Source organism: Porifericola rhodea (assembly GCF_030506305.1).
GTDB classification, from domain to species: Bacteria; Bacteroidota; Bacteroidia; order Cytophagales; family Cyclobacteriaceae; genus Catalinimonas; species Catalinimonas rhodea.
In genome coordinates this window covers 2,494,190-2,510,926 of sequence record NZ_CP119421.1, presented here as the reverse complement: position 1 = coordinate 2,510,926, position 16,737 = coordinate 2,494,190, and the positions used below count along the sequence as shown (strand labels likewise).

Below are 16,737 nucleotides of genomic sequence, written 5' to 3'. Positions count from 1 at the left end.
AAACCTGATATTTGACCAAAGAGCAAAAAATGATAAAATACTGCCTTCTGCTTTGCACTTTTATAATTATAACTTTCTGTAGTACAACTACTTCCGTAGCACAGCAAACTACTCTTATTCAAACATACTATGACTCAGCCCAGACTATTCTGAAAGAGAAATATTATGTTCTTGATAAAGATAGTAGTATGGTACAGGGTATGTACCAGAAGTATTACGAGGATGGGCAACTGGCCACTACGGCCTCTTTTGAAAAAGGCAAACTGAGCGGTGCGCTTAAAGATTATTACACTGATGGTTCTCTCCAGAGACTTACCCCTTTTGAAAAGGGCATCAAAAACGGAGAAGTAATTGTGCTGAGCCCGCAAGGCGATACTATTCAGACGGCTACTTATGTTAACGACACCTTACAGGGGGCACTTAAGCTGTACTATAATGACGGTACACTAAAAAATAAAACACAGTTCTTGAATGGTAAGCCAGAAGGTAAAATAGAAGCTTACTACCCTAATGGGAATCTTCAGGAGGAAATTACTTACCAGGGCGGGCAGCAGCATGGCCCTGCAAAAAGGTACTACAAAGATGGATCTATAAGAGTAGAACTAAACTACCAGAAAGGAGTAGTTGATGGGCTGGTTACTGAATATCATCCAAATGGCCAGGTTGCTGATAAAACTACCTTTCGTAAGGGGCAGCGCCACGGTAGTTCACAGTCCTACAGCCAGGAGGGGCAACTCCTTCGTGATGAAGTTTACAAAGAAGGTTTTCTGGACGGAGAAGCAAAATATTATTTTCAGGATGGCTCGCTAAAAATGCAAAGCCAGTACCGTAAAGGGAAAGAGATTGGAGAGCACAAAACCTACTTCTCCAATGGGCAGCTTTCTGCTCTGCTTATTCATGAAGATGAAGGAATAAGCAAAAAACAATATTATGAAGATGGCACCCTAAAAGCTGAGCAGGCCTATAGTCAGGATAAAAAACCTAAAGGTAGCTGGAAAAGCTACTACCCTAATGCTAAACCCAAGAAAGAAGAGCCCTATCAAAATGGAGTGCTGCATGGTACGCTTATCAATTACTTTGAAAACGGACGTATCCAAAGCACACAGGACTACAACAAGGGTCGTAAAACTGGCAAAAACAAAGTGTATTACCCTTCTGGTGAGTTGAAAAGCGAAACTACCTATTACTTTGGCGCCAAACAGGGTCCTTTTAAAGCTTTCCACGAAGATGGAAGTCTGGCAGAAGAAGGTACTTATAGTGGAGGCAAAAAAACTGGAGAGTGGATTACATACGATACTCAGGGCAACATATTAGACACCAAAAACTACAGCAATACTAAATAAGCTCCTGGCCATACTTTTTATATCATGAACTACCGCTATTTTTGCATCAAGTTTTGATATAACGTATCTTTTTTCTCTACATATCATTAACTTTGCCCGCTTATGGGAAATACTATAACTGAAACCCGTTTTGAGCTACCCGGCCAGACTGGCTTTTATAGCGGTAAAGTTCGGGACGTATATTTTTTAGATAAGCAAATTGTACTGATCGCGACAGATCGTATATCTGCTTTTGATGTAATTTTGCCACGGGCAATACCTTACAAAGGGCAGGTACTAAGCCAGATTGCCTTTGACTTTTTAAATGCTACGGCAGATATCGTACCTAACTGGGTAACGGCTATGCCAGACCCTAATGCCATGTTAGGCTTTAACTGCAAGCCTTATCCTATAGAAATGGTAATTAGAGGTTATCTGGCAGGGCATGCCTGGAGAGAATACCGTGACGGTAAACGAAGCCTGTGCGGGGTAAGTCTGCCAGAAGGCCTCAAGGAGAATGATCCTTTGCCGCAACCTATTATTACTCCTGCCACCAAGGCTCAGGAAGGACACGATGAGGATATTTCGCGTGAGGAAATTATCGCTCAGGGGCTGGTACCAGAAAAGGAATATAAGCGACTGGAGGAGTATACGTACCGCTTATTTGAGCGTGGTACCAACATTGCCAAAAGTAGAGGTCTAATTTTGGTAGATACGAAGTATGAATTTGGTACATTTGACGGCAGTATACACCTGATTGATGAAATTCATACTCCGGACTCTTCTCGCTACTTCTATGCGGAGGGTTATGAGGAACGACAGCAAAAGGGTGAAACCCAGAAACAGCTCTCTAAAGAGTTTGTCCGTCAATGGTTAATCTCTGAGGGCTTTCAGGGTAAAGAAGGACAAGCTATGCCAGAGATGACTGACGAAGTGGTAAATAATATCTCTGAGCGTTATATAGAACTTTATGAAAAAATAACAGCCAAACCATTTGTAAGAGAAAATACAGAGGACATGGCTAAGAGAATAGAGCAAAACATAATAAATGCCTTATAGTTTTGTAAATTAACGTCTTCTAACCTTCATTAAACAATGTGTATCATGAGGCAGGCGTAAAGCAGCATACAAATGGCAGCTACGCCTGGTTTCTTAAGGCCCATAGAAGGCCAGCAAAAAATAAATTAATAACCAGATGAAATATTCTATAGACAAAAAAGAGCAGTACAGTACTTTTCTTCTTCAGGAGGAAAAATTAGATGCTTCTATTGCTCCTGAACTTAAGTCAGAACTTATTACCATGCATGCTGAGGGCGTAAAAAACCTGATTCTTAACATGAGCCAGGTAAAATACACAGACTCTTCAGGGCTGAGCGCATTATTGGTAGGTAACCGAATCTTCCGCGAAGATGGAGGTATGTTTATCATGTGCTGCCTGAACGAGCATGTAATGAAGCTAATCAAGATTTCTCAACTGGATAACGTCATGACAGTAATTCCTACCCTGGAAGAAGCAGTAGATGCAGTGTTTATGAACGAAATTGAGAAAGACCTGAACAACGGTTCTGACAACGATAATGGTGTGGACTAAGCATTGGCTTTTCTGCTCAAAATATTAGGGTCTAACTCCGCTACTCCGGCTTATGGCAGGCATCAAAGTAGCCATTTGCTCAATCTGGAAAACTACCACATGCTTATTGATTGTGGAGAAGGCACCCAGATGCAGCTCCTTAAGTTTAAAGCCAGAGTTAGCCGAATCAACTATATTTTTATCAGCCACCTACACGGAGATCATATCTACGGCCTTATCGGACTGATAAATACCATGAACCTAAACGGTAGGACTGAAGACCTGCACATCTTCGGTCCTTACCAGCTCTCAGAAATTGTTACTGTTCAGATGAGAGCTACCAATGCCAACCTAAGGTTTAAAATTCACTTTAATGTTGTAGATAGCCAAGAGTCTTATACTTTGCTGGATACCTCTTGTTTTACCGTTCAAAGTATTCCTTTAGATCATGGTATTGCCTGTAGCGGATACCTGTTCAAAGAAAAACCTAAGCCCCGGAGAATTAACAAAGAAAAACTAAACCGGGAGATAAGCGTTGCTGACATTCTGGAGCTTAAAGAAGGTAGAAACCTTTATGATGCTGAAGGCAGACTACGTTACAGTAATGAAGAGCTTACCCTACCTGCTCGCAAAAGCCGTTCCTATGCCTATTGTTCAGATACCCGTTATAACGAACGTATCCTCTCAATAATAGAGGGTGTAGACCTACTCTATCACGAAGCTACATTCATGCACGACCAGGCAGAAAAAGCTAGAGAGCGCTATCACTCCACCACAATAGATGCCGCTACCATAGCTGCTAAGGCAAATGTCGGCCATCTTATTATTGGACATTACTCCAGCCGTTATAAAGATCTGCAACCACTGCTCAAAGAAGCTCAGTCAGTATTTCCTAATACCTCTCTGGCCGTAGAGGGGGAAGATCACAACATTGAAGATTGATAGTTGTGGAAAGCAGTACCAGCAAACATAAAAGAAACATTCTTTTTATCGTTTTAAGCGGTATTTTTTTAACTAATGCATTACTGGCAGAGTTAATAGGAGTAAAAATTTTTTCAGCGGAGGCTACAATGGCTCTTCCTCCCGCTCAAATTCGGCTGCTAGGAGACTTTGTGTTAGACTTTAACCTTACTGCTGGTGCTGTAATTTGGCCAGTAGTTTTTATTACTACTGATATTATCAATGAGTATTTTGGTAAAAAAGGTGTGAAACAGATTAGTTACCTCACTATTTTTCTTATTGCCTATGCTTTTGTTGTCATTTACCTGGTTACTGAGCTGGCACCTGCCAACTTTTGGTTAGATGTAAATCAGGTAGACGATAAAGGCAATCCGTTCAACATAGATTTTGCTTTTAGAAAGATTTTTCGTCAGGGACTGGGTATTATTATCGGCTCATTAGTAGCCTTTCTTATCGGGCAGTTGCTGGATGTGATAGTTTTTCATAAGCTAAGGAGAATTACAGGAAGCAGCAAAATATGGCTCAGAGCCACGGGCTCTACACTAGTATCTCAGCTAGTAGATAGTTTTGTAGTACTGTTTATCGCCTTCTATGTTTTTGGCAACTGGGCTTTGCCCCAGGTAATTGCGGTGGGTATTGTCAACTACATTTATAAGTTTGTAGTTGCGGTAGTGCTTACTCCCCTACTTTACCTTGCCCACTACCTGATTGACAGTTTTCTGGGCAAGGATTTAGCAGAGCAGATGATGAATGAGGCAAGTCAGGACATCTCCATTGACTAATCCAGGCTATAAATACCCTTTTGCAAAGCATATTTAATAAGGCCTGCCGTATTTTTCATTCCGGTTTTTTTCAGGATACGGTTACGATGACCGTCAATAGTTCTCACACTAAGATTTAGCTCGTCAGCCATCTCCTTATTGGTATATTCTTTACAGATAAGGCGTAAGATCTCTTTCTCGCGTTCGGTGAGTTTTTCTCCTTCAAACTCAAAGGTATGATCAAACTGATTGCTTAGGTTCACATCTTTGCGGATGGCATTAAGTGTATGCTGGCTTACATAATACTGTCCACTCTGTACCACATCAATAGCTTTAATTACTTCGTCTATGTCAGCATCTTTGAGTACGTACCCGTGAATACCACTCTCAATAAGTTCTAAAACAAATTTTTCGTTTTCGTGCATGCTCAGCACGATAATTTTAATGTCTTTGTAGGCAGGGTCAGAAAGTAAAGCATTAGAGGTTTCAATCCCATTCATTTCGGGCATCTCCAGGTCCATCAGCACTATTTCGGGTTTTTGGCTTCTAATCATGGACAAAAGCTCTTTTCCATTACTAGCCTCTCTTATATTGACCTGCTCCAGGCGCTCATTTAATAGTTGAATTAATCCTTGTCTAAACAGCATATGATCATCTACTATGATCAACTCTAAGTTTGTTTCCATGAAAATTAGCTAGTTGTAATTGTTGGGTGTAGTATATTCTCACTAATAATAATAGCAGCACTTATGTAGCTGAATAAAATTGCTAAACAATTTAAGCATTCTAATATTATTCACGTACAATTATTGTCAGTATTTGTAGGAAGTAAAGCACTTTTTTCCTTGTTAAAAGCTACAACTTTCAACATTTTCTTATAAATACTGAGTCAAAATACTTTACAAGCTATAAAATATAAGTGAATAATCAATCAATTATTATCGTGCTAATACTTAATACACGTAAAATACGCCTATTGCTAATCATAAATTACTAACCACTCTTCTGATATTATCGCAAATTACCGATGTAGCAATGCCTACGTTTAAGGATTCGGCTTTTCCATAAGAGGGTATATGTACTTTATGATTTACAAAGCCTTCTACCGACGGTCTAACTCCATGTGACTCACTACCCATTACCAGAATCCCTTCTTTCTCAAACTCAATTGTATGTACATTTTCGCCTCCTTCTGCGTAGGCACCATAGACAGTTTTTTTATTTTGCTGAAAAAATGTATTCAGTTCTCTATAAAAAACCTTTACTCTTAAAAAAGAACCCATACTCGCGCTGACTACTTTGGGGCTATAGACATCGGTCGTTTCCGGGGAGCAAATTACATTGGTAATGCCATACCAATCAGCAATGCGTAAAATTGTACCAAGATTACCAGGGTCCTTTACGTCATCTAAAACCAGCTCAAAATTGTTCTTATCACTTATATAGGGTGTAGCTTCAGGTATATCTACCAATGCCAAAGCCGCATTATTACTTTTAAAAGTACTAGCTATACTTAATTGTTTTTCCTCAGTTTCAATAATTTCTAAGAAATTGCGAGTTTTTATAAAGTCTTTTTGGGCTTCTAAAAACACTGGTGTCGCGATAAGCGTTCTTATGCTAAAGTTGGCTGAGAGGAGTTCTTGCACATTTTTTCCTCCCTCAACTATAAAAAGGTTATATTTTTTACGATACTTCTTTTGTTGAAGCGACTTAATTAGTTTTAACGTTCTTTTTGAAATCATTTTTAGCTATTAGTACTACATCATTATATCGCGTTATCAAGCGTAGCCTCTACGCCTTATTATTCTGCACCATTCTTTCTAGCTGTCTGGGTACACGCTATCTGGAAGAGGGAGAATATCTGCTATATAAACAAAAAATTAACAACTCTGATAGACTTAGCGAAGAGGACCTGTCTGACTTCTACCGGCAGGAGCCCAACCGTAAGTTTCCCCTTGTTCCTTTTACTCCCTTTGTATGGATTTACCATATCGGGCAGGACTTCTATGATAAGGAAGAACTACAACAGCAGAAACAGGATCTTATTGAGAAATACAATAACAAAATAGAAGATGCTGAAAAGGAGAAGAGAATTCAAAAACTAGAAGCCAAGAAAGAAAAAAAGGTCAATAAAGTAGATCGTAAGCTAGAGGAAGGGAACCTGCTCATGCGCTGGGGCGAACCCCTATCTGTCTATGACAGTACGCAGGCTGAAGTTACTCGTCAGCAGATGGAAAATTACCTGCACACTAAAGGTTTTTTTAATGGTACTGTTGACCATGAGACCAGTTTAAGTGGAAAAAAAATCACTTCTATTTACACTATAGAGGAGGAACTTCCTTACCGTATAGACACCATTACCTACTTTGCTCAGGACAGTATTATTCAGCAGCTTATTAAAGATAACCTTGAAGACCGACTGGTTAGAGAAGACCGTATATATGATCAGGATAACCTCTCAAAGGAAAGGGAGCGTATAGAGACTATCCTCAGAAATAATGGATTCTACGATTTTAGCCGACAGTATATAGAATATCAGGTAGACTCCACAATTGCAAACAGAAAAGTAGCGGTACATACCGTTGTGCGCGATCCGGCCAAGAGAGGCTACCATAAAAGGTTTAAACTAGATTCTGTCATATTTGTCACAGACTCAGATATTAGTACAGACCGTACTACCAGCCTGACTCGCTCCAGTGGTGAGTATAACAATATCATTTATCGTTACCATGAGTACCAGTACTATAAAAAAATACTGGACCGCCGTATATTCATCTACCCCGATAGCCTGTACAGCCTGGAGCAATCTTTACAAACGCAAAGACAGCTCTCTAATCTGGATGTATTTAAGTTTATTAACATTAATTACGACACTACAGGCAACCATTTTATCGCTAGAATTTACGCCAGTCCTCTTAAAAAGTACCAAACTTCAAATGAGGTAGGCTTAAATGTAAGCCAGGGACTGCCCGGCCCCTTTATTAACTCTTCGCTTAAGGTGAGAAATGTGTTTGGGGCGCTGGAAATACTGGAAATTAATGGTAGAGCAGGTATAGAAGGTGTACCCCCTCCCTCTGGTACCGAGGGGCAGGGCGCTTACCGTAGTGTAGAAGCCGGAGGAAATTTGTCACTTACCTTTCCTCAATTTATCTTTCCATTACCCGAGATATGGAAATCTCGCCTGGGGGCACTAAACCCACGTACGCGCCTGCAAACTGGTTATAACTATACTGACCGCAGAGAGTACGTACGGACCAATTTTAATACTTCACTGGCTTATACATGGCAGAAAGACCAGAAGATAAACTATGTGCTTACTCCTCTTGATATTAACCTGATTGACTCACGAAATATTAGCGATGATTTTAGAGAGCTTTTGGATAATCAGGAAGCCTTGGGGATTCCACTAAGTAGATCTTTTGAGCCTTCTTTTGTAAGCAGCATCAACTTTTCTGCAATTTTTAATTTCAACAACTACGGCAACTACGCCGATAAGAAAAATACCGCTTCTTATTTTAAGGCTTATGTAGAAAGCGGAGGTACTATATTTAACCTAATTAACCCTGATATAGTCACTGATCAGGGCTTAGAGTATTTTAAGTACTTTAAAGTTAACACTGACTTTAGACAGTACATTCCTCTTTCTCGTTCTACAGATCTTGCTTACCGCTTTAATGTTGGCGTAGCTGTACCTTATGGCGATAGTGCCGCCAATGTACTCCCTTATGAGAAATACTTTTTTGCCGGGGGTAGTAATAGTATTAGAGCCTGGAGACCTCGCCGCCTTGGCCCCGGCGCTTCTACCCCTGAAACTGATGAAGAAGGGTACTTTGTCTACAACAATGAGCAGCCTGGCGAAATATTGTTAGAAACAAGCGTAGAGCTACGCCGAGAGCTTTTTGGGTTTGTGAGTGGCGGCTTTTTTATAGACGCTGGTAATGTTTGGTTACTGTACGAAAATGATGCTCGCCCCAAAGCCAACTTTGAGTTTAGCACTTTTCTAGAGCAAATTGCAGTTGGCTCAGGCTTAGGTCTTCGCCTGGATTTTTCTTTCTTGATTGTTCGCTTCGACTATGGTGTTAAAATTTATGATCCTGCTCGCGAAGATGGACTACGCTGGATAGGTCAAAAGTTTACAGTAGGTCAAGAAATAAGCAATGGTGTATTTAATCTGGGTATCGGTTATCCTTTCTGATAAGTAGGTTATAGATCTTACCAATTCTAATAAGCCTTGTATACAATTGTACTTTTTGCATCCAATTTATAAATATTACACGCAACGTTTCTCCATATTTTTTTATTGTTACATATAGCATTATTTATTGAGTTAACGCTTTCTTTTTTCTAAATTCAGCTATTATCGTGAATAAATTTTAGTTTTTCCACCTTTGGGATTTTTATAAACTAAGCATTGATAATTTAGTGATATGTAATTTATTAATTGAAAATACACAATTATTTATTTTTATTGTTATATTTGTTAAAAGTGATGCATGTAAGACTTTTACCTTTTTTGAATATTATATAAATGGCAGTATTCAGTACACTCTGTAAAAAAGGGGCTTTACTCTACCTACTCTTGAGCTTTACCAGCCTTCAGGCCCAGCAAGTTATTTTTTCAGACAACTTTGAAGAAGGCGGCTTTCACCCTCAATGGCAAATTCACCCAGGTCAAAAAAACGGGGCTATTGAAGTAGTCCCTTCAGGAGCATTGGAAGGCAAATTTGCAGCCCGGCTGGGGAAAAGTACTGATGGTGAGTACACCCTAAACAGACTGGATATACCCCTGAAACTTTCTACTCAGCAGCAATACACCTTACAAATGATGCTCTACAGTAACCATGAAGAGACTCAAGTGCAGGATGGTATCTTTCTTAGTGTAGACAATGGAGCGACTTTTGAAAAAATATATGCGTTTACATTTGATAAATGGCACCAGAAACACGGAGGCTACCTTCCGCCTCTTAACCTGAATGCCCTTGCGCGCCGCCAAAACCTTTTATTAAGTGAGCATAGTATCATTCGTATTCAGCAGTATGGTAAAGATGATTTTAACGGCGGACAAGATTACAGTGATGGCCTCTATATAGACGATATTAGTATTAGTGCTCAAATGCCCATTTTTGCTAAACTTCCATATTCAGAAAATTTTGAGGACTTTACTTTTGATCAAAGTAGCTCTTTAACTAAAGGCGACCCTGGTTTATCGGATAGTACCTTAGATAGCTCACTTAATGGGTTGATAGATGTTGTAAATTTTGAGGATAGTCCAAATAAAGTGCTCCGAATGGGTAGCTCAATGGACAAAAGCCCTACTACCAATGCCATTAACTTGTATCTAAATCTTGCCACCTACCAGCATGCCAAGTTAGCCTTTGACATATACGACAATCGGGACGAAACTCACCTAGCCGATGGTATATTCTTTAGCGATAATGGAGGTTTAAGCTACCATAAAGTATATGCCTTGGATTTTGATAACTGGAGCGACGACCATTTTGGCTCTCTACCTCCACTAGACATTAGAAGCCTGGCCCAAAAAAGAGGATTACAACTTAACGAGCACTTCGTCATCCGTTTCCAACAACATGACGACGATGACTTTGAAGGTAGCCGCTTATCTAGTGACGGCCTAATGCTTGATAATATTAGGGTATATGATGATGCTCCTCAGTATTCTTCTCTGCCATTTGAGGAAAATTTTGAGGATAGCGTGCTAGCGCCTTTCTGGAGAGTAGGAACACCAACAGGTGTAGTAAAGCCGAATGGATTGGTAGAATTGACAAAGATGGAAGATGGCAACCAGGCCATTCGTTTGGGTAGCAGAGCAGACAAGTGTTTTACTACCAACGCATTAGACCTGTATGTCAACTTATTAGACAAAGAGAACGCTACACTAAGTTTTGACTACTACGATAACTATGATGAGACCCATGCGGAAGATGGTATCTTCTTTAGTAATGATGGCGGCGCATCTTTTAAAAAAGTATTTAATTTTGATGGCGATAACTGGACTGACAAACAGTTTGGAACTGTACACTCCTTAAACATACAAGAGTTGGCTTCCAGGCAAAACATAGCCCTTAGCCAGAACTTTGTCATCCGCTTTCAACAATACGATGACGATGATTTTGAAGGCACACGTACAATAAGCGATGGCATTTACCTGGATAATATTCAAATTATAGAGCCTAAACTGGAATTTGCACAAATTCCATTATTAGAAGATTTTGAAGCCACTACTCTGCCCTCCTACTGGAACTATGGAAACCCTACGCTTACTGCTGCTTTGGCACATGTCAAACCTGATGGCATTGCTCAGGTACTTGACTCCGTAGGAGTCCAAACCAGCAGAGGGCTGGCCCTGGGACGCTTAAAAGACGGAAAAACCAATACCAATGCTATAGATCTTAACTTAAACCTTAGCAGGCAGCACAACCTAGAGCTCAGCTTCAAGCTGTACAATAACTATGATATCTCTGATAAAGAAGATGGCATATGGTTCAGCAACAATGGTGGAAAAAGCTTTGTAAAAGCCTGGACCTACCCTAACCGCCATGCTAGCTTTCAAACCTATGTACTAAATTTTGACTCATTGGCCATAGCATCTGGCGTTCAGTTTTCCGATCATTTTGTAGTACGCTTCCAACAGTCTGGCGATAGAAAATTTGCAGGCAGTGGTAGCCTGAAAGGTGGTATTTACCTGGATGATATAACTGTGGCGCGAGCTATACCCAGACCAGAAATACACTGGCCACCTCTTGCAGAACAACCTACTATGTGTGACAAATACTTCTTTCAGTGGTCAGAAATTATGGCTGCAGAAGCCTACAATATTCAAGTATATACCTATAACCAGGGAAAGGAAATAGTTATTCAGGATACAGTAGTAAACGAAACTTCTTTTACAGTAAGCGGCCTAGAACAGGATAGTGCCTACTTCTGCCGACTAAAAGCCAACAATGCATTTACAGAGAGCAAATGGTCTAGCCCTATAACATTCCGTACATTTACCGTATTTGAAGCTGATGTGCAGGTGATAACTGCTAAAGCCAGTGGAAATAGTGTAATCTTGCAGGCTAATGAGTTACCCTCTTGTGAGTACCAGTGGTACAAAAATGGAGAACCGATAGATAATGGCATGGGGCCTAAATGTAAAGTAGAAGAGCCAGGAGAATATGCGGTCTACATTTCAAATCAGTCTTGTGGTATGATGTCAAAACCTTTAGAAGTTAAGCCTCAAACTCTAGGCTTTTATAGTTCCACCTCGCCAAATGCCAAAGCATATGTGCCCGCTGCTGTAGGACGCAACTAGGTATAATAACTAGCTACTTACGATTACTTCATACGCTTTAGTTTTTTACTTTACTACCACCCACTATCTTTGTTGCTAATGCAGAATAGAGGTGAATGACAAAGCAAATCAATTTTTTAGGTAACAAAGCACATTGGCATTGCGTAGACGACCCTGTTATGGGAGGAACGTCTTGGAGTCAAGTCAGACTGAACAGCAGAAATTTACTTATCTGGGCAGGATCATTGTCTTTAGAAAATGGCGGTGGCTTTGCCTCGGTAAGTCAGAAACTCTCTCCGGCAATTAATTTAAAAGGGTATCAGGGCATCCATATTGTGGTTCAGGGAGAAAGTAAAATATACAAACTTAATCTGGCCAATGATAATTCGCCAAACAGCCCACGTTTTCAGCTGCGCTTCAGAACAGTAGGAAACGAACAGCACTTTAAATTAGCTTTTGCCAATCTGGAAGCCTCTATCAGAGGCAGAAAAGTAAATGCACAATTTTCTCCCTCATACCTAAGCCAAATAGGCTTTCTCATTGCTGACCAGCAGGAAGGCCCTTTTACTTTAAACATTAAAAGCATACAACCCTATGATTAATAAAGAAGTAATTACCAATTGGTTTATGTCTCTTCAGGATGACATATGCCGTCAACTAGAAGATGCTGATGGGACAGCTAAATTTAAAGAAGACGCATGGCAACGCGAAGGTGGTGGTGGAGGTAGAACTCGTATTATTGAAGGAGAGGTTATTGAAAAAGGTGGCGTTGCATTTTCTGCGGTACATGGAGAAACACCTGCTAAAATACTAGAAGCACTTAGACTACCTGAAACTGACTTTTATGCCACCGGAGTATCTATTGTAATGCACCCCAAAAGCCCGATGGTACCTATAATCCATATGAATGTTCGCTATTTTGAAATGGAAAATGGCAGCAGCTGGTTTGGGGGTGGAATAGACCTTACGCCACATTACGTTGACCCTGAAGATGCTAAGTACTTTCATCAGGAGCTTAAGAAGGTATGCGACAAGCATCACACAAGCTATTATCCACGCTTTAAAGAATGGGCTGATGAGTATTTTTATGTGAGGCATAGACAAGAGACCCGAGGTATTGGCGGTATCTTTTTTGATAGACTTACTGAAGATGAACAAATGAATAAAGAGCACTTATTTAGATTTGTTCAGGACGTTGGTCAGGCGTTCGCACCACTGTACACATATTTTATCCGCAAAAATAAAGATAAACCTTACGGTGAGCAGGAAAAGAACTGGCAGCTAGTAAGAAGAGGGCGATACGTAGAGTTTAACCTGGTATGGGATAAGGGCACAAAATTTGGATTGGATACAAACGGGCGCACCGAATCAATTTTAATGAGCTTACCGCCTCAGGCTAACTGGTTTTACAACCATCAGCCAGAAGCAGGTAGCCCGGAACAAAAAACGCTTTCTTATCTCAAAAAAGGGCTTAATTGGGTGTCCTAAGCTAAGTTTTGTCTAAATATTACATACGCTCAAAGAGGCTTCTTTACACCTTTAACTTTATTAGTATTTTATAGTACTTTGCTAGCATATTATTATTCAAAATATATAGTGATATGTCGGCAAAATTTAGATTTGTATTGTTTTTAACTCTGTCAGTTATCCTGAATGTACAAGCACAGGATAATGCAGGTGAATATGTAGAGAAGGGCCGAAAACTTTTTGGAGAAGGGGTATACAAAGAAGCTTTAATCAATTTTAACAAAGCCATTGATACAGATTCTTTAAGTTATCAAGCTTATTTCTTCCGTGGGAATACCAAAAAAATATTTGAAGATTACCATGGAGCTATGAAAGATTACAATGTAGTAGTTGATATTAATCCTGCTTATGCGGAAGCTTACTACGAGCGAGGTAATATCAAATTCTCATTACAGGATTATTACGGAGCTATTGAAGATTATAGTGAAGCTATAAGATTAAATAAAAATCATGTGCATGCCTACTATCAAAGAGGGCAGGCACGCAGGGAACTAGAAGCTTACAATGATGCCATCAACGATTGCACAAAGATTTTACAGATACATCCAAAAAATGTCGATGCATATTTTCTGAGAGGCGTACTTCGTATAGAACATGGTCTGCTTCAAGAGGGTTGCTTAGACTTGAGTAAAGCCGGTGAGCTTGGCGACTTGAAAGCATACGATATGATCAGAGAAGTATGTAACCGAAGAAATATTCAATAGAAAACAAAGCTTTTGTTCTCTATAAGCTTCTCTAAAAAAAGAGAAGCTTTTTTTTCTTTACTGGCTTTGTTTCAATTTATCACTCACTAATGCCTGCATCAGATAGGCATCACTTCCTTTTGTTATACCAAAAGCTAAATAATCTGCAATATCTTCAGCAGCTTCTTCAAAATTACCTAAACGGTAATGACAATAGGCTCTTGTATAATAAGCTTCCTGAAACTCTGGGTTGAGCTTCATTAGTTTATCCATATGTAGTTTAGCTTCTTCAAAGTTACCAAGGTCAAACGCCTCTATACTACCTATATTATAGTAAATGCTATCATACTCCGGCCATATTTGACGAGCCTCTTCATAATATTTAATAGCACTATGGTAGTCTCCAATACCCTTCATACAACTTGCCTTTAAATAGAGTAATTGGACTCTTTCCAGCGGACTTGTAGCTCTTTTTAGGCCTATATCAGCATATTCCATTGCCGAAGAATACTGCCCATACTTTTTCATGAGGATGGTACCAGACAGTAGGCAGGCTTCAATATCTTTGCTTCCAAAATCAATGATTGCTCGCTGTAAGCTATTAAGGGCAGCAAAATACTGTTTGTTCTGATAGTACTCCAGCCCCTTATCGTAATGATATGCTGATGAATAGTGGGTTAGAGAGAAGGGAATAAGAAAAACTGAAAGAGCAGCTACCACAACTATGGAAGTAACTGAGGCATAAGTTTTCCAGGAATAAGTAACTGGCTCTCTTTTGGGAGGTTTGTAGCCAGGGCGACGCGAAGCACTTCGTCGGGCATACCTATTATCCAGTTCTTCTTCAAATCCGGCATAAACGTCGTTTAAACCTAATAAAAGAGAGAGGTCGTATGCCGCTTTTTTGTTCTGATCGGAGAGTACATCATAAGCTTCGCTTACCAGCTTAAACATCTCTTCCTTCTCAAAATCATCAGGATTAATATCTGGATGATATTGCTTAGCCAGGTTACGATAGGCAAACTTGAGCTCTGTGGAAGAGACACTATAGTCCACTCCTAATATGTGATAATAATTCTTTACCATAGCTATTAAAATTCTACTACAGAATAATTATCATACACCTTAGCCTCTTACCAACTGAAATTTCTTTCCTGGCAATGACCTGATAACACCTTTAAACTCAAGAGTCAACAGTACAGCAGCTAACTTGCTCACCGAAAATTGTGTGTGCCAGCTTAAAACATCAAGCTGCATAGCTTCTGTTTGTTTTGCCAACACATCTACTAGCTGTTGCTCTTCATCATCTAATTCAACCTGAAATACAGGCTTCTGTTTTTCTTCACCTTTAGGAGCATCTACATCCCAGTTAAGCAATTCTACGATATCAGTTGTCTGGGTAAGTATATGTGCCTTATGCTCCTTTATTAATTTTGTACAACCTTTTGAGTACGGCTGATTCCAGTTGCCGGGTACTGCAAACACTTCACGATCGTAGTCATTGGCTAAATTGGCAGTAATAAGTGCCCCACCCTTTACAGCTGCTTCTACTACAATAGTTGCGTCTGATAGTGCGGCTATAATCCGATTACGTGCCGGAAACTTTCTTGCATCAGGCTTAGTACCTAATGGATTTTCAGTAAGCAGACCTCCATTCAATAGCATTTGTGAGGCATCTTGCCGATGCATAGCCGGATATATAGTATCCATACCATTGCCCATTACACCTATGGTAGGTAACGCAGCTTTTAATGCTGCCCTGTGGGCATGAATATCTATCCCATAAGCCAAACCACTCACGATTAAAGGCTGATAAGTAGAAAGCTCATTTACAATAGTAGCAACCACCTCTTTCCCATAAGCCGTAGCCTGCCGTGTACCTACTATACTTATCACCCTACTCTGATTGAGTTTTGCCTGTCCTTTGTAGTAGAGCAAGATAGGCGCATCAAAAATATGCCTTAGCCGCTCAGGGTAAGCCTCATCTGAATAGGTAAGAATTTGTACTCCTTCCTGCCCACACTTAATTATTTCACGCTCAGCTCTATCCAGTATTGTAGAAGAGTTTTTAATTCCTCCTATAATTTTCTCTCCTATTCCCGGTATACGACTCAAATGTCTAACCGGACTAGTAAATACTGCTTCTGCAGATCCACAGTAGTTAATCAGCTGTTTAGCCAGTGTGCCTCCTACATGAGGCAGCATACTTAGCCCCACATGGTATAACTTACTTTCTGAGCCGGAAAAACTACTATTGACTGCATTCATGATTACTGATTATCTAACTTCTGCTTCAAGTCTATCAAAAATGCTTTTACTTCCTCTAAAGACTCAATCATCTCCATCTTGTCTTTCAGGCCTTTATTATTGTTTTTTAGCATTTGCTTAGCTCCCTGCAGTGTATATCCTTTTTCTTTTACCAGATGGTATACCATCCTGAGTTTTTCAATATCCTCTTTTGTAAACTGCCTTTTTCCGTTCCTATTCTTCTGAGGTTTAATCATGTCAAATTCACCCTCCCAAAAGCGAATCTGAGAAGGGGCGATATTTAATTGCTCAGCTACCTCCCCTATGGAAAAGTATTTTTTCTCAATCTCTTTTTCCTTATAGGTCATAAGTGTAC

15 protein-coding genes are annotated in these 16,737 nt (G+C 39.9%); 10 read left to right on the top strand and 5 right to left on the bottom strand.

Going from position 1 to position 16,737, the window contains the following annotated elements; genetic code table 11:
- The first annotated feature begins 29 nt into the window (after positions 1-29).
- The 5 genes from PZB74_RS10350 to PZB74_RS10330 all read left to right on the top strand — a co-directional run bounded on the left by PZB74_RS10350 (position 30) and on the right by PZB74_RS10330 (position 4,634).
- Complete coding sequence (locus PZB74_RS10350; RefSeq protein ID WP_302242530.1) at positions 30-1,343, top strand: toxin-antitoxin system YwqK family antitoxin; 1,314 nt, start codon at positions 30-32, stop codon at positions 1,341-1,343.
- 102 nt (positions 1,344-1,445) lie between these two features.
- On the top strand, positions 1,446-2,381 hold the full coding sequence (locus PZB74_RS10345; protein ID WP_302242529.1) for a phosphoribosylaminoimidazolesuccinocarboxamide synthase: 936 nt from the start codon (positions 1,446-1,448) through the stop codon (positions 2,379-2,381).
- A 136-nt stretch (positions 2,382-2,517) separates the two neighbouring features.
- A complete protein-coding gene (locus PZB74_RS10340) occupies positions 2,518-2,913 on the top strand; it encodes an STAS domain-containing protein (RefSeq protein ID WP_302242528.1) in 396 nt (131 codons plus the stop codon).
- A 3-nt stretch (positions 2,914-2,916) separates the two neighbouring features.
- Positions 2,917-3,834 carry a ribonuclease Z gene (locus tag PZB74_RS10335; protein ID WP_302242527.1) on the top strand — a complete coding sequence of 306 codons (918 nt, stop codon included), beginning with the start codon at positions 2,917-2,919 and terminating at the stop codon, positions 3,832-3,834.
- A complete protein-coding gene (locus tag PZB74_RS10330) occupies positions 3,831-4,634 on the top strand; it encodes a queuosine precursor transporter (RefSeq protein ID WP_436837128.1) in 804 nt (267 codons plus the stop codon). The genes PZB74_RS10335 and PZB74_RS10330 overlap by 4 nt, the downstream gene beginning before the upstream one ends.
- Here PZB74_RS10330 and PZB74_RS10325 read toward each other — a convergent pair.
- Entirely contained in the window at positions 4,631-5,299 is a 669-nt protein-coding gene (locus PZB74_RS10325) for a response regulator transcription factor (RefSeq protein ID WP_302242525.1), read from the bottom strand. The two genes, PZB74_RS10330 and PZB74_RS10325, sit on opposite strands and share 4 nt — an antisense overlap.
- Positions 5,300-5,596: 297 nt before the next feature.
- Complete coding sequence (locus PZB74_RS10320) at positions 5,597-6,355, bottom strand: TrmH family RNA methyltransferase (RefSeq protein ID WP_302242524.1); 759 nt, start codon at positions 6,353-6,355, stop codon at positions 5,597-5,599.
- Here PZB74_RS10320 and tamL point away from each other — a divergent pair.
- The 5 genes from tamL (at position 6,346) to PZB74_RS10295 (ending at position 14,138) form a co-directional block, all read left to right on the top strand.
- Entirely contained in the window at positions 6,346-8,808 is a 2,463-nt protein-coding gene (tamL, locus tag PZB74_RS10315) for a translocation and assembly module lipoprotein TamL (RefSeq protein WP_302242523.1), read from the top strand. The two genes, PZB74_RS10320 and tamL, sit on opposite strands and share 10 nt — an antisense overlap.
- Before the next feature lie 333 nt (positions 8,809-9,141).
- Positions 9,142-11,928, top strand: a complete 2,787-nt coding sequence (locus PZB74_RS10310) for a fibronectin type III domain-containing protein (RefSeq protein WP_302242521.1) — start codon at positions 9,142-9,144, stop codon at positions 11,926-11,928.
- 95 nt (positions 11,929-12,023) lie between these two features.
- Positions 12,024-12,509: a CIA30 family protein gene (locus PZB74_RS10305; RefSeq protein ID WP_302242520.1), complete on the top strand. Its 486-nt coding sequence runs from the start codon at positions 12,024-12,026 to the stop codon at positions 12,507-12,509.
- Complete coding sequence (gene hemF / locus PZB74_RS10300) at positions 12,502-13,395, top strand: oxygen-dependent coproporphyrinogen oxidase (protein ID WP_302242519.1); 894 nt, start codon at positions 12,502-12,504, stop codon at positions 13,393-13,395. Before PZB74_RS10305 ends, hemF begins: the two co-directional genes overlap by 8 nt.
- Before the next feature lie 113 nt (positions 13,396-13,508).
- Positions 13,509-14,138 carry a tetratricopeptide repeat protein gene (locus tag PZB74_RS10295; protein ID WP_302242518.1) on the top strand — a complete coding sequence of 210 codons (630 nt, stop codon included), beginning with the start codon at positions 13,509-13,511 and terminating at the stop codon, positions 14,136-14,138.
- 57 nt (positions 14,139-14,195) lie between these two features.
- Here the strand turns inward: PZB74_RS10295 and PZB74_RS10290 are convergent, their stop codons facing one another.
- The 3 genes from PZB74_RS10290 to PZB74_RS10280 are packed head-to-tail and all read right to left on the bottom strand — an operon-like array spanning position 14,196 to position 16,729.
- Positions 14,196-15,200 carry a tetratricopeptide repeat protein gene (locus tag PZB74_RS10290; RefSeq protein ID WP_302242517.1) on the bottom strand — a complete coding sequence of 335 codons (1,005 nt, stop codon included), beginning with the start codon at positions 15,198-15,200 and terminating at the stop codon, positions 14,196-14,198.
- A gap of 39 nt (positions 15,201-15,239) precedes the next feature.
- The gene (gene dprA, locus PZB74_RS10285) at positions 15,240-16,382 is read right to left on the bottom strand and encodes a DNA-processing protein DprA (protein ID WP_302242516.1); all 1,143 of its coding nucleotides are present in this window, start codon (positions 16,380-16,382) and stop codon (positions 15,240-15,242) included.
- Positions 16,383-16,384: 2 nt separating this feature from the next.
- Complete coding sequence (locus PZB74_RS10280) at positions 16,385-16,729, bottom strand: MerR family transcriptional regulator (protein WP_302242515.1); 345 nt, start codon at positions 16,727-16,729, stop codon at positions 16,385-16,387.
- Positions 16,730-16,737 lie beyond the last annotated feature (8 nt).